We start from the raw sequence: 14,626 nt of genomic DNA on the forward strand, positions 1-14,626 counted from the left end.
AAGAAGTAACTTGCGTGTATTTATATATGTAAAGCGATTGAAATGGAATACAAAGACAAAAAATATATACTAAAGAAACTAATGCAGGATGCGCTGACCGAAGAAGAGCGCATAGCCTTGCAATCATCTCGCCGGGTGACAAAAGAAATGGAGCGGCAATGGAATAATGCTCTGGATGCAGTGGAGAGCGATCGTCCGGACGAGCCGTCTATCTGGCGGAATATTTGTAAGGAAGTCTGGCAGCATGATGAAGGACGGAAAGTTGTCTTTTATAAGATATATAGTATGGTCGCCTCCATCTTATTGGTATTGGGGGTGGCAGGGACTGTTTATTTTGCGTTGCGGGACAAGGCGAATGTCCCAATGTATGTTGTAAGTTCCGGCATACAGAATATGGAATCCGTCTCTTTGCCGGATGGAACGAAAGTACAGATGGGACCGGGTAGCCGTTTGACCTATCCGGCTCGTTTCTCCGGTAAGACGCGTGAGATAACATTGGATGGGCAAGCCTTTTTCGATGTGGCGAAGAATCGTGAAAAACCTTTTATCGTCCATACGGAGGGTATGAGTGTGGAGGCTTTGGGGACTGCGTTCGAATTGTTCAGCTACAAGGTGGAAAATAAGATGGAAGCGATTCTTTTGAATGGAAAGATCAAAGTAAGTGTGGCGGATAAGGAAACAGACCAAATGGAAGAATACTTCGTCTCTCCCGACGAAAAGATCTTGGTGGACCGGCAGACCGGCAAGATCACCAAACAGATTGTGGATGCCGACAAATATACCGCTTGGCGCAAACAAAAGATGCTGAGTTTCGAAAACGAAAAACTATCCATGATCATCCCACGTCTCGAACAGTGGTACGGCAGAAAGGTGATGTGCCAAAAGGATCTGGCTGATAAATACCGGTTCACTTTCAAGGTGAGGGATGAGTCGCTAGATCGGATACTTTTTATGATAAAAGCTTCTTCTCCATTACAGTATAAAGAGGAGAAGAATGGTGATTATACATTGACTTTAAAATAACTTATTATAAACAACTTAATTCTAATGCTTATGGGATAAAAAAGAGTTAACCTTTAAAAAATTGGAAGATGCCGGCAAGCACCTTCCAATCAGAGAGTTTTCAAAAAATGCTTGTCATAGGAGTCCAAGCCAAAGACTTGCATTTATTATTCATCAAAAACTATTACAAAGTTATGGAAAAAAACAGTGAGAGGGGGTATTGTATCCCGTTATTTAGAAAAACTAAACGTATCATGAAGATCACAACCTTATTTTCGTTGGGAGTTGCATGCTGTATTTCTGCCTCTACTTATGCGCAGAACTACAAAGTGTCGATCAACAAGCAGAACAGCAGTATTATTGAAATCCTTAGAGAAATTGAAAAAAGCAGTGAGTTTACATTCTTTTTTAACGATAATCGTGTGAATGTCAACAAAACTGTGAGTGTCAATGCTCAAAATGCTACATTGGAAGATGTACTGGACCAAGTGTTGAAAAATACCGGCTACAAGTATCAAATTATCGATCGCCAAGTGTTGATCAAGGCTTCGGACAACCTCTTATTGAGCGGTGTTCAACAGAATAAGAAAACTGTTACAGGTGTAATCCTCGATGAATCCGGCTTGCCGGTCATTGGTGCCAATGTGGTGGAGAAGGGGACTACCAACGGCACGATAACGGATGTGGAAGGGAGGTTCTCCCTTAATGTTGCATCAGATGCAACATTAATAGTTTCCTATATCGGATATATTCAGAGTGAAATATCTGTAAAAAATAAAACATCTGTGTCTATAACAATGAAGGAGGATGCGGAATTGTTGGATGAAGTAGTGGTAATTGGCTATGGATCGGCTCGTAAGGGGGATTTGACCGGTCCGATATCCAGTGTCAAAGGAGCTTCCTTAACAGAACGTTCTACTCAAATGCTGTCTACGGCTATGCAGGGGCAGATTTCGGGTGTGGAGGTTACTCGTTCTTCCGGAGGTCCTGGTAATTCTGCTACGATACGTGTTCGTGGTGTGACGACACTTTCCAATAACGACCCGCTTGTAATTATAGACGGTGTACCCGGTTCATTGAATGATGTCGTGGCTTCAGATGTAGAAACCATGAGTGTTTTGAAAGATGCGGCATCGGCTTCTATTTACGGATCTCGTGCTGCGGCCGGTGTTATTTTGATCACAACCAAAAGAGCTAAGGAGAATAAATTCAATTTAGATTATAATTATGAATATTCCATTGACAAACCGACTACACGACCGACTAATGGAAATGTGATCGATTGGATGAATGTTCAAAATGAGATTAAATGGAACGATGGTGCTTCTAATCCTTATTCGCAATATTCGCAGGAAACCATTAACTCTTGGATGGCTAATAATGCAATGGATCCTTATCATTATCCGAATACGGATTGGGTTGATTTGCTGTTGAAGAATACGACTTCTCATCAACAACATAACTTTAACGTTTCAGGCGGTACAGATAAATTGCAGTCCAAATTCTCGTTCAATTATCAGACGGCAGATGGGTATTATGCGAATAAATCGTATGAGCGTTATGCGGGTCGCGTCAACAACGATTATAAAATCAATTCTTGGATTCGGGCTAATATTGATGTTGATTTTTCTGCGTCGAAAAGTGTATCTCCTGCGACTGTCAATCCTATTTATTGGGCTTATTTGACTGCTCCATATTATAATCCTCGTTGGGAAGACGGGCGCTATGCAGATGTGAAATCCGGGGCCAATCCATTGGCTATGCTCAATGAAGGGGGAACGGATGGAAAGAATTATTATAAGTTTGGGGGAAAGGCCCAACTAGATTTGACTCCGCTTAAGGGATTAACGCTTACGGCCGTTTTTGCTCCTCGATATACGTTTGAAACAGGGAAAAAATTTACAAAAGCAGTGAATGTGTATTATGAGGATGGAAGCTCCATTGCTGCACAAAGTAATAAGACAACATCTTTAAATGAAACACGGAATATGACACAAAGCCGTACTTACCAGTTTTATGCTAATTATCAGAACAAATGGACTGACCATTCCTTGAATGCGATGGTAGGTTATGAGGGGTATAAGCATAAATGGGAAAATTTGGGTGCATCAAGAAATAATTATGAATTGGATACTTATCCTTATTTGAATCTTGGTCCGGAAGATTATCAGTATAATTCGGGCAGTGCAGGTCACAATGCTTATCAATCTGTTTTCGGACGTGCTATGTATTCATATAAGGACCGGTATATGTTACAAGCGAATGTTCGTGCTGATGCCTCTTCTCGTTTTGCTTCTGATTATCGCTGGGGGGTATTCCCTTCTGTATCGGCAGGTTGGGTTATTTCTAGTGAATCTTGGTTCCCTAAAGATAAGCAGATTGATTATTTGAAAGTGCGTGCTTCTATTGGGTCATTGGGGAATGAACGCATTAGTGATGCGGAATTTCCATATCAGGCGGCAATCAATTTCGGAAATAGTTATATGTATGATAAAGGTTCCCAATCGGTGACCGCTGTACAGAATGCTGCACAATATAATTATGCATTTAATGATATTACGTGGGAAACAACTACGACTTATGATATTGGTATCGATATTACTTTGTTGAATAATCGTTTGAGTTTAACAGGAGACTACTATTATAAGAAAACATCCGACATGCTTTTGACTTTAGGTTTCCCCTCTTATGCCGGTTTTTCTGCTCCGAAACAAAATGCGGGTGATATGTATACTCACGGTTGGGAATTTGAAGCAAGTTGGCGTGATCAGATTGGTGAGGTATCTTATGGTGTATCTTTTAATTTATCTGATTATCGTTCAAAAATGGGATATTTGGGAGACAGAAGAACTATAGATGGTAATAAGATTTATGAAGAAGATTCTTATTATTATGAGTGGTTTATGTATAAGACCGATGGTCTGTTTGTTACTGATGCAGATCTGTATGATTCGGAAGGAAACAAGTATCCGACACTCACTGCTAACGATAAGGCTGGTAATATTAAATATGTCGATGTGAATGGAGATGGCGTTATCAATGCAGATGATAAAGTTCGTTTAGGTAATTCTTTGCCGGAGTTTCAGTTTGGTGGTAATCTTTTCTTAGGTTGGAAAGATTGGGATTTCTCTCTTTCTTTTCAAGGCGTGGGGCATCAGAATGTTCTCTTTAATTCTGCATGGATACAGCCATTAAAAGAACAATGGGGAGCTGTGCCTTCTCTTATATTGGGGAATTATTGGAGCCAGCATAATACGGAAGATCAAAACCGGAATGTCAAATATCCTCGTCTTACATATACCAATACTACTAATACTTATACCGGATCTGATTATTGGTTGTTTAATGGAGCTTATTTCCGTGTCAAGAACATTACATTGGGGTATTCGTTGCCGCAGAAACTTATGGATAAGTGTTTCATCAGAGGACTTCGGATATATGCAACAATAAATGATCTACCAGCTATCAGCCATTATCCTAAAGGATGGGATCCGGAAATAGGTGCAAGTTCCGACTTTATATCCACGTCTTTTACATTTGGTGCGAATGTTAAATTTTAAATTTATAGTGATATGAAACAGATAAAATTTTCTATATGTACTGCATCCCTATTCATGCTTATGTCGTGTGTCGATCTTAATTTAAATCCTCTTTCTGAAGGATCAAGCGAGAATTGGTATTCTTCTCAAGCGGAAATAGAAATGTCTTTGAATGATTTCTATCGTACGGATTTTTTTCCGATTGATGATATGAAATGGGGAGATGATGTAACTGCTCGAAATGAAACATCTGCCGTGAATAACGGAACATTGACTTCAGAAGACGGAACGATTGCCAAACGTTGGGAAAACTATTATAAAGGTATCGCACGTGCTTTACGTATAATTAATAATATGGATCGAGCACGTGCTATGGGCGTTTCGGAGAAGGATATTGCTCAATATGAAGGTGAGGCTTACTTTTATTTAGGATATGCTTATGGTATGTTAGCTTTTCATTGGGGGGATGCGATTTTGGATAAGGTGGGTATGAGTTTAGATGAAGCTTATACCGCTTCCCGATCTCCGAAAGCAGATGTATTGGCTTACAGTTACGAATGTTTGGATAAGGCTGCGGAACGTTTACCGAATAGTTATCCAGGCATCCAGCGTGCCACGAAAGGGGCTGCTTATGCTTTTAAAGCAAGAATTGCTATTTATAATGAGGATTATGCAGCCGCTGCTACTGCTGCCAAGAATTGTATGGATTTGAATGTGTACAAATTGCATAGCAACTATCAGGATTTGTTTACGGCTTCTTGGTCTGACGAATGGATTTTCTTCTTCCGTGGAGATGTGACGTTGAAGAAATATTACTGGGCTGCGTCTGATGTGTTGAATAGCATATCTCGCCTTTCAGGAGGATGGGGTGGTCAAAAAGCTCCTTCCTATGAATTGGTCTGTGCTTATCCCTGTATTGATGGTAAACCGATTGATGAATCTCCGCTTTACAATCCGAAAGACTTTTTCGAGAACCGAGATCCACGTATGGCAATGACAATTGTTCCGTTTGCAACAGCATATAACAAGAGTGTGTTGGATGGAACGTATGATCCGAACGATTATGAATGGTTAGGGTATGAGTATTCTCCTTCTCCTGTTAAAACAACCGTTCAGAGAATTTCTGACGGTGCACAAGTGGGAAATAATGATTCTAAAGCAAGAGCGGAACATGCTTCCTATACAGGTTTATTATTTAAGAAATATGTTGATGAGTCATTTTTGGAAAATGGTAAAGCTGGTGCACCGACTACTTATCCGATGTTGCGTTACGGTGATGTTCTGTTGATGTATGCTGAAGCGATGAATGAGATGAATCAGTGTAGCCAAGAAGTGCTGGATGTTACGATTAATAAATTGCGTGAAAGGGCTTATAACGGAACAGGTCTTGAGTATCCACGAGTAACGGAAGGATCACAGCAGCAGTTACGTACGGTTATCCGTACCGAGCGTTTTATTGAAATGGCTTGGGAAGGTCATCGTTATAGTGATTTAATTCGTTGGAAGATTGCAGGGAAGGTATTTAATCGTCCAATTTATTTCTTGAATCGTGCGTGGTCCGGTAATACCTCTTGGAATGGTGATGAAAGTTCTGTCTCGGCCGAATACAAGCAGTTGATTCAGAACTGGAAAGATGGTAACTATCCGATAGGTGGTATTCCACAGATTGATGAAGACGGTATTGCAGATTTGAGTGGAATGGCGGAAAAGGGGTATATTACCGTGGCAACCGAACGTAAATTCGATGAAAGTCGTGATTATTTGTGGCCGGTTCCTGCAGCAGATAGATTAATTAACGAAAATCTGTCACAGAATCCGAAATGGTGATCGGTTTGGGATAGATTCGATATGATATTCATTTAAGGGTTCCTCGGCTTTATATGGTTATATAGAGGATGAGGAACCCTTGTTGTAAAAAATCAAATAATATGAAACTGAATAGTGTAATAGGATTACTGACTGTATTTTCGGTATTAGGATGTACTGCCCAAAAGGATGTCAAAAAAATACCGGAATCGATTTCCGGTATTTATCCCCGTTTGGCTTACTATAATAATGAAGGCGAATGTGGGACAGGGGCAGTCGTACCTTGGGCGGATCGTTTATGGGTGGTTACTTATGGGCCTCATTTACCGAATGGCTCTTCTGATAAATTATATGAAGTGACGTCCGATTATCGGCAGATCATGCATAAGGAGAGTATTGGAGGTACACCTGCAAACAGAATGATTCATAAAGAAAGCAATCAACTTTTTATAGGCCCTTATGCGATTGATAAAACAGGAAAAGTTCGTGTTATTTCATATACCGTAATGTCTGGTCGGCATACCGGAAATGCCCGTCATTTAACAGATCCGTCAAATAAAATTTATTATGGGACAATGGAAGAAGGATTTTATGAAGTGGATGTGAATACGTTGGAAGTAAAAGAATTGTATCAGGATGGCAATAAGAAACAACAGAAAAAAAATGATACGGATGCCGGACCGATAAATGCTTTATTACCGGGAGTACATGGCAAAGGGTTGTATTCTGGACAGGGTTGTATGTATTTTACCAACAATGGAGAAGGGACACAAGAAGCATTAAAGAAGTTTGATGTGGAGGCAGGTGTCCTAGCTGAATGGAATGGAAAAGAGTGGAAAGTAGTTCGTCGCAATCAATTTGTCGAAGTGACGGGGCCGGGTGGCATTTATGGAAATACGAATCCGGAAACAGACCCGATTTGGGCAACAGGTTGGGATTATAAATCAGTTATTTTAGGTGTACGCGATGCCGAAAAAGGGTGGGCTTTTTATCGTTTGCCCAAAGCCAGTCATAGCTATGATGGTGCGCATGGATGGAATACAGAATGGCCGCGTATTCGGAATGTCGGGACAGAGTCTCAACCTGATTATCTGGTGACGATGCATGGTATGTTCTGGCATTTCCCAGGAATGTTTACGGCCGATAATTCTGCAGGCATTCGTCCTCGCTCCGCTTATTTGAAAGTGATTGGTGATTTTACCCGTTGGAACGATCAGTTGGTTTTCGGTTGTGATGATTCAGCTCAGAAAGAATTCTTGAACAAACGAAAAGCAAAAGGGAGTATAGAGGGACCTGGTCAATCGAACTCTAATCTGTGGTTTACTTCTTTGACAAGACCGGATGAATTAGGACCAGCTACTGCAGAAGGTGCTGTTTGGGCAAAGGAAAGCGTGAAAGCAGGTGAGAGCTCTGAACCGTTCCTTTTTAGTGGCTGGACACATCGTTTCGGTTGGGTCAAAAATGAAGGAAAACAACCGGTGATCTTTACTTTTGAAATAGATGAAGCCGGCAAAAATGAATGGAAGACCTTGAAGAGTGTCATAGTAAATGCAGGAAAGTCGGTCTCTGTCCCTTTTGCTTCTACCGAAAAAGGAGAATGGATTCGTGTAAAAACGGATAAAAATACATTGGCAACGGTTAGTTTCAATTATACGACTGCCGATCCCCGTTCGACTTCTTCTGATCCGATTTACCAAGGTTTGACAACAGTTAAACAAAATACGACAATCGGAGGTTTGTTGTATGGGCTTGGTGACAACCGTCGTGCATTGGGAGTGTTGGCAAATGTGACGGTAGATGGAAAAACATCGGAAACCGGTTATTATGAAATGGGAGATAAATTGGAACTGGTTCGTAAGGAAGATACAAAAACGACTGATTTTATTCGATCAAAGTTTGCCATACCTCAACAAGTCGTTTCGATAGAAGAGGGTTCTGTCTTGATTGTAGATGATTTGAACCGGCGTTGGCGTCTTCCTTTGGGGAATGAAACGTATAAAGAATTGACTAACCAAGGTGTACTGCGTGTTTGTCGGGAAGTGGCAACGGAACGCGATATGTTCTCTTGTATGGGAACTTTTTACGAACTTCCTGCGGAGAATGCGGATGGATATGCAAAAATTCGTCCTATATCAACTCATAATTACCGTATCAACGATTATGCTTCTTACCGAGGTATGCTTGTTTTGACAGGTGTGACACCTGAAGAGGGAAAAGAGAATCCGCATATTATTGTTTCAGACGATGGAAAAGCTGCTGTTTGGGTAGGTGTTATTGATGATTTGTGGACATTGGGTAAACCGGTAGGTCATGGTGGCCCGTGGAAGGATACAAATGTAAAAGCGGGTGTCGCTTCTGATCCGTATCTGATTGGATTCTATGACAAGAAAGAGCTTTCGTTGTCGCATCAATCTGATAAGAAAGTCGTCATTACGGTTGAAGTTGATCCTACCGGCAATGGGGATTGGATGGAGTATGCCGCTTATGCAGTACAACCTGGAGAAAGGTTCGTTCAGCAACTCCCTGAAGCATTTCAAGCAAGATGGATTCGTTTTGTATCGGATACGGATACAAAAGCAACTGCTTGGTTGGATTATAAATAAAATGTAGAAATGACATCCGGTGATGATACTGATAAATCAATTACCGGATGTTGTTGAATTGTAATTTTTAAATCTATAGAATCATGAAATACATTTTAATGTCTGTCTTGTTAGTTTGGGGATGTCTGAATAATACAGTTTTGTCGCAGCAGCAAATAAACTGTAGTGGTGTGTTTCCGCATTTAGCTATGGTTGCAGATCAAACTCCGAGAACTGAAGCTGGGACGGGAGCTTTATTCCCTTGGGCAAATAGATTATGGGTTGTTACTTATGTTGCACATTTTTCCGCGACTGGTTTCGGTACTGGACTTTTTGAAATCAATGATAAGATGGAAATACATAAACGCCCGGAAAGCGTGGTGGGAACATATGCGAATAGATTACTCCACGGTCCTACGAATCAGTTGATCATAGGTCCGTATATAATTGATATGAATGGTAATGTACGAGTAATTGATGGGGTAAAAGATCATCGTTTGGCTGCAACAATGACGCATTTGACAGATCCGAAGAATAAAGTTTATTTTCTGGCTATGGAGGGTCAATTTTTTGAAGTGGATGTGAATACTTTAGATACAAAACCATTATTTAACCTTTATGATGAGTTGAAAGAACCGAAAGGGTCGAAACCTCATTTTAAATCTGGTTTTACAAGGCATGGTAAGGTTGTTGTGTGTAACAATAGTTATTCTACAAAAGATTATAATAAAGATTGGAGTGCAGGCCGTTTAGCAGAGTGGGATGGTAAAGTTTGGAAAATAATAGAAGAGAAGTCGTATACGGAAGTATGGAGCTCTTCTCATTTTGGTGCACCAATTTTGGCTACAGGCTGGGATAATGCTTCTGCTGTAATGAGTGTATTTTTTCCGAATACAAAGGAATGGAAGAGGTATCGTTTGCCAAAATCCAGTAAGACATTCGATGAGACGAGTTGTACGGAGTGGCTGCGTATTCGCGAAGTTGAAACAGAACGTGCAATGATGGATTGCCATGGGTTATTTTATGAAATAGGATTTCATCTATATGCTGATCAGCTGTGGGCTATTCGTCCGGTTTGTTCGCATTTGCGTGTAATCCCAGACTATTGCTCTTGGAGGGGCATGTTGGTGATGGGAGGAAATCAGGCGACGCCGATGAAGTTTGGTACTGCTGATGGAAATCCTTTGGCTGGTCAACCTCAAGCTGGATTGTGGTTCGGTAAGACAGACGATTTGTGGTCGTGGGGTAAACCAACTGGTGAAGGAGGGGTATGGTCTGATGATGAAGTTACGGCCCATGTCCCGTCTGATCCTTTTTTAATGTATGGATTTGATCAGAAATCTCTTCATCTTTGGCATGATTCGAATGAAGCTGTTTCTTTTAAAATAGAAGTAGACGTTGTAGGCAATGGGCAGTTTAAGATTTATGAAACCAAGACTGTCGGTTCTGGTGAATATATGCATTATGAGTTTCCTGAGAGCTTTTCTGCTCGATGGGTACGTGTAACCGCAAATAAAAATTGTAAATTTGCAAAATAGAAAATATAGAGAGTGTTGTGTTTTTCTTTGTTTTTGTTAAATTGTAAATATTAATATCATGAAGACTCGTGTAATTTTATCATTATTATTTTTATTGAGTTTTGGATCGGTTCGAGCTGCAGACCTTTTTATTGAGGCTGAAAGTTTCAGTAACAAAGGTGGTTGGAAGGTAGACCAGCAGTTTATGGATTTGATGGGATCGCCCTATTTGTTAGCGCACGGGATGGGTGTACCTGTCGATGATGCTTCGACCGAAGTGACATTTCCTGAAAAAGGAGAATATTATGTATATGTCCGTACCTATAACTGGACTTCCCCGTGGAAAAAAGGGGAAGGCCCCGGTAAATTCAGTTTGTCTGTCGGAGGAAAGAAGATGACTTCTCCATTGGGAGCGGAGGGTTCTGCCTGGATGTGGCAGATAGCTGGAAAAGTATCTGTCAAGAATCTGAAAACTGTAATCAAGCTGCATGATTTGACGGGATTTGACGGTCGTTGTGATGCGATCTACTTTACCACGGAAGTTGGCAAGATGCCTCCGTCGGATGTAAAGGAACTGGAAGCATTCCGTCGTCAAGCATTGGGATTACCGGATGAAGCACCGGTTGCCGGCGAATATGATCTTGTAGTCGTGGGAGCCGGTATAGCCGGGATGAGTGCCGCTGTGTCGGCCGCCCGTCTGGGTTGCAGGGTAGCTTTGATTAATGACCGTCCTGTGGTAGGTGGTAATAACAGTTCGGAGATACGTGTCCATTTAGGAGGCCGTATCGAAGAAGGAACTTATAAGGAACTTGGCGGTCTGCAGAAAGAATTTGGTCCGGAAAAGGGAGGAAATGCACAACCTGCAGAATATTATGAAGACCAGAAGAAAATGGATTGGCTAGCAGGTGAAAAGAATGTGTCTCTTTTCCTGAACTTTCGTGCGATAGGGGTGACAAAGGAAGGTGATAAGATCACATCGGTTATTGTCAAACACATCGAAAGCGGTAAAGAACTGAAGTTCGAGGCTCCTCTGTTTTCTGATTGTACGGGAGACGGGACGATCGGTTACCTGGCGAGGGCCGACTACCGTATGGGGCGTGAAGGTCGTGACGAGTATGGTGAGAGCATCGCTCCGGAGAAAGCAGACAAGTTGACAATGGGTTCTTCCGTCCAGTGGTATTCTGTGGATAACAAGAAATCGAGCCCTTTCCCGGAGTTCAGCTATGGAGTGGAGTTTAACGACAAGAATTGTGAAAAGGTGATGATGGGAGAATGGACGTGGGAGACAGGTATGAACTTCGACCAGATCAAGGACTTCGAACGTATCCGTGATTATGGAATGCTGGTTGTCTATTCAAACTGGAGTTATCTGAAAAACCGTATGAAGGAAAATGACCAGTATAAGAACCGAAAATTAGGTTGGGTTGCTTATGTCGCCGGCAAGCGTGAATCACGTCGTCTGATGGGGGATTATATTTTAAAGGAAGACGATATCACGAAAAACGTGTCTCATGAAGATGCTTCTTTCGCCACGACATGGAGTATCGATTTACATTGGCAGGATCCGAAAAACAGTGAACATTTTCCAGGCAATGAGTTCAAAGCGGTGACAAAGCATATTCTGATCCATCCGTACGCCGTTCCGTATCGTTGTCTGTATTCGCGTAATGTGGACAACCTGTTTATGGCCGGCCGTAATATCAGTGTGACTCACGTGGCATTGGGAACGGTCCGTGTGATGCGTACGACAGGAATGATGGGAGAGGTAGTAGGTATGGCTGCATCATTGTGTAAGAAATATGATGTGACACCTCGTGGTGTTTACCGTTCGCATCTGGAAGATTTGAAGACATTGATGAAAGAAGGTGTGAATAAGAAAGGGCTACCGAATAACCAGCGTTATAATGAAGGCGGTATGTTGAAAGACAAACCGGTTGTCCAATAATCAGAAAAGTATGGTGTGTGTCAAAATGTACTTGTCTCTGCGTCAAGCGTGGGGATAATCACATTTTGACACACATCTTTTTAATATATGCCCATAAAACTATTGCAAGTTTAAAAAGCCATGAAACATAAAGCTCTTTATTTATATCTGATATTATTTTTTTTATTGTGCTGTTCCGTTACTACCACCGGACAAGAGAAAAAACAGGAACGGTTTACCTTGATGGGATTAGGTGATTCCATTACGGAAGGAGCGGATTTCTTCACTTGCTATTTGTATCCACTTTGGGAAAAATTATTTACAGCCGGGTATCAGTTTGATTTTATCGGCCCTCGTGAGAGTAAATGTCGGATCGGGACGCTTAATCATTGTGGTTTCAGCGGTAAGAATGTGGAGTTTCTGGAGTCGAAGATCGACAGCCTTTACCGGCTTTATCCGGCAGATATTGTATTGCTCCATGCCGGTCATAACCATTTTGCGGAAGAGAAACCTATTCCCGGAATGATAGCTTCTTACAAGTCTATTATCAACAAAATACAGGCGATCAATCCGAATGTCCGTATTTTGATTGCCCAGGTAATACCAAGCGGGAAACTACCTAAATATTCGTATATCCCGGAATTGAACGAGAAGATTGCGGAAATGGTTGCCGGATTAAACTCCGGACAGGTCTTTTTGGTCAATCAGGCTCAGGGATTTAACTGGCAAGACTATACGGTACACGATAAAGTACATCCGAATAAGGCTGGTGCGGAGAAGATGGCGACTGTCTGGTTCGAGGCCTTAAAGAAAGTACTGGCTTCATCGGAGACGGTGTTCTCTCCTGAAATCGTTCGGTATAAGACATTAGAGGATGGAGATTCCCTGGCACTTCACATCTTCAAGCCCCGGAATATGCAGGCTGGGGAAAAAAGGCCGGCTATTGTATACTTCTTCGGAGGAGGTTGGAAGTTAGGTACTCCGATTCAGTTTTATCGTGAATGTGCTTATTATGCTTCAAAAGGAATGGTTGCTGTATCGGTTGATTATCGTATCGGATATCTGCACCATTCTACTCCGTTCGAGAGTTTTGAGGATGCCAAAGATGCGATATGTTGGTTGCGTAGCCATGCTTCGGACTATCAACTTGATCCGGACAAGATTGCCGTAGCCGGTGGTTCTGCCGGTGGACATCTGGCTGCCGCACTCGGAACGATCGGGAGTGATGAGACTGTTCCGGCGGGTTACAGGCCAAACCTCTCCGTGTTATATTATCCGGTTGTAGACATGGTTTCGCGAGGTTATGGTTTTCCGGAAATAAAAAGGGATTTTGAAAAAATTTCACCGATCCATCATGTGTCGGAAGCAACTCCCTCCACTCTTATATTGCTTGGCACGAAAGATCCTATCGTATCGGTCGAAACGATCGAGGCCTATCAAGATAAACTTTTGCAGAAGGGAGTGGATTGTGAACTCCATCTCTTTGAAGGTGCCGGGCATCCGATCTTTCTATACAGAAAGCCGCTTACGGAAGAGTATTATAAGGTTCGAAAGTTGACGGATGATTTTTTGAAAAGACAGGGATTCCTGTAGTATTTGTTATTTTTCTTAATCAGGATCTTCGTTTATCCGGGGTTATTGTAAATTATGGGATACAGTTAAGAAATAACAGGAACGGAAGATAATCTTTCAATTCTTTTTTCAGGATGTCAAGTGCTTTGTTCCGGTAGCGCTCTACTGTACGAACGGAAACTCCCATTATCTCTGCTATTTCGTCCATGCTTTTTTGTTCCATCCGGCTCATTTCGAAAGCCATTCTATACTCCGGGGGGAGTTTAGCCAAAGTTTGCTCTAACAATGTTTCCAATTCATTCAACATATACAGGTCTTCTTCCCCGTTTGAATAGATCGGGGGATTATCAATGATCTTTTTTTGATAGTCCTCTTTGTAGCCTTGTTTTCTCAGATAGTTCAAGCTTAAGTTTTTTACACAGGTGACCAGATAGTTTCGGGCGGAAATATTAGTTGATATAGATTTTCTTTTCTCCCAAATATTGAAAAAAATATCCTGCACAATATCTTCCCGTACATCCCGATCCTCTATGTAGCGTTTGGCAAACAGACAAAGAGCTGCATAATAGTGTTCAAACAGAGAACGATAGGCAATTTCGTCATCATTTACGGAAATATTCCACAGGAGATGATCAATATCGGGTACATTGGTGTCTTTCATTTTTAAAAGAAGAATTCTATATC

General features: G+C 41.5%; 8 protein-coding genes. 7 read left to right on the forward strand and 1 reads right to left on the reverse strand.

All coding sequences use genetic code 11. The features are described from left to right. The first annotated feature begins 42 nt into the window (after positions 1-42). The 7 genes from BHV83_RS08975 (at position 43) to BHV83_RS09005 (ending at position 13,963) form a co-directional block, all read left to right on the forward strand. The gene (locus BHV83_RS08975; RefSeq protein WP_122206063.1) at positions 43-1,023 is read left to right on the forward strand and encodes a FecR family protein; all 981 of its coding nucleotides are present in this window, start codon (positions 43-45) and stop codon (positions 1,021-1,023) included. 233 nt (positions 1,024-1,256) lie between these two features. Beyond that, entirely contained in the window at positions 1,257-4,562 is a 3,306-nt protein-coding gene (locus tag BHV83_RS08980) for a TonB-dependent receptor (RefSeq protein WP_286757414.1), read from the forward strand. A gap of 12 nt (positions 4,563-4,574) precedes the next feature. Next, on the forward strand, positions 4,575-6,368 hold the full coding sequence (locus tag BHV83_RS08985; RefSeq protein WP_122206064.1) for a RagB/SusD family nutrient uptake outer membrane protein: 1,794 nt from the start codon (positions 4,575-4,577) through the stop codon (positions 6,366-6,368). Between the two features lie 101 nt (positions 6,369-6,469). Then, complete coding sequence (locus tag BHV83_RS08990) at positions 6,470-8,950, forward strand: hypothetical protein (RefSeq protein ID WP_286757415.1); 2,481 nt, start codon at positions 6,470-6,472, stop codon at positions 8,948-8,950. Between the two features lie 83 nt (positions 8,951-9,033). Beyond that, positions 9,034-10,467 (forward strand): hypothetical protein, encoded by a 1,434-nt coding sequence (locus BHV83_RS08995; protein WP_286757416.1) that lies wholly within the window; start codon positions 9,034-9,036, stop codon positions 10,465-10,467. Between the two features lie 58 nt (positions 10,468-10,525). Further along, positions 10,526-12,391 (forward strand): FAD-dependent oxidoreductase, encoded by a 1,866-nt coding sequence (locus BHV83_RS09000; RefSeq protein WP_286757417.1) that lies wholly within the window; start codon positions 10,526-10,528, stop codon positions 12,389-12,391. A 120-nt stretch (positions 12,392-12,511) separates the two neighbouring features. Next, positions 12,512-13,963 carry an alpha/beta hydrolase fold domain-containing protein gene (locus tag BHV83_RS09005; RefSeq protein ID WP_122121848.1) on the forward strand — a complete coding sequence of 484 codons (1,452 nt, stop codon included), beginning with the start codon at positions 12,512-12,514 and terminating at the stop codon, positions 13,961-13,963. Between the two features lie 52 nt (positions 13,964-14,015). Here the strand turns inward: BHV83_RS09005 and BHV83_RS09010 are convergent, their stop codons facing one another. Further along, positions 14,016-14,603, reverse strand: a complete 588-nt coding sequence (locus BHV83_RS09010; RefSeq protein ID WP_119215826.1) for an RNA polymerase sigma-70 factor — start codon at positions 14,601-14,603, stop codon at positions 14,016-14,018. Between the last annotated feature and the right edge of the window lie 23 nt (positions 14,604-14,626).

It is taken from the genome of Parabacteroides sp. merdae-related_45_40 (assembly GCF_001915675.1).

Coding starts and splice junctions, on each gene's coding strand:
- BHV83_RS09000 (WP_286757417.1), top strand. CDS start 10,526: ATGAAGACTCGTGTAATTTTATCATTATTATTTTTATTGAGTTTTGGA.
- BHV83_RS08985 (WP_122206064.1), top strand. CDS start 4,575: ATGAAACAGATAAAATTTTCTATATGTACTGCATCCCTATTCATGCTT.
- BHV83_RS09005 (WP_122121848.1), top strand. CDS start 12,512: ATGAAACATAAAGCTCTTTATTTATATCTGATATTATTTTTTTTATTG.
- BHV83_RS08995 (WP_286757416.1), top strand. CDS start 9,034: ATGAAATACATTTTAATGTCTGTCTTGTTAGTTTGGGGATGTCTGAAT.
- BHV83_RS09010 (WP_119215826.1), bottom strand. CDS start 14,603: ATGAAAGACACCAATGTACCCGATATTGATCATCTCCTGTGGAATATT.
- BHV83_RS08975 (WP_122206063.1), top strand. CDS start 43: ATGGAATACAAAGACAAAAAATATATACTAAAGAAACTAATGCAGGAT.
- BHV83_RS08990 (WP_286757415.1), top strand. CDS start 6,470: ATGAAACTGAATAGTGTAATAGGATTACTGACTGTATTTTCGGTATTA.
- BHV83_RS08980 (WP_286757414.1), top strand. CDS start 1,257: ATGAAGATCACAACCTTATTTTCGTTGGGAGTTGCATGCTGTATTTCT.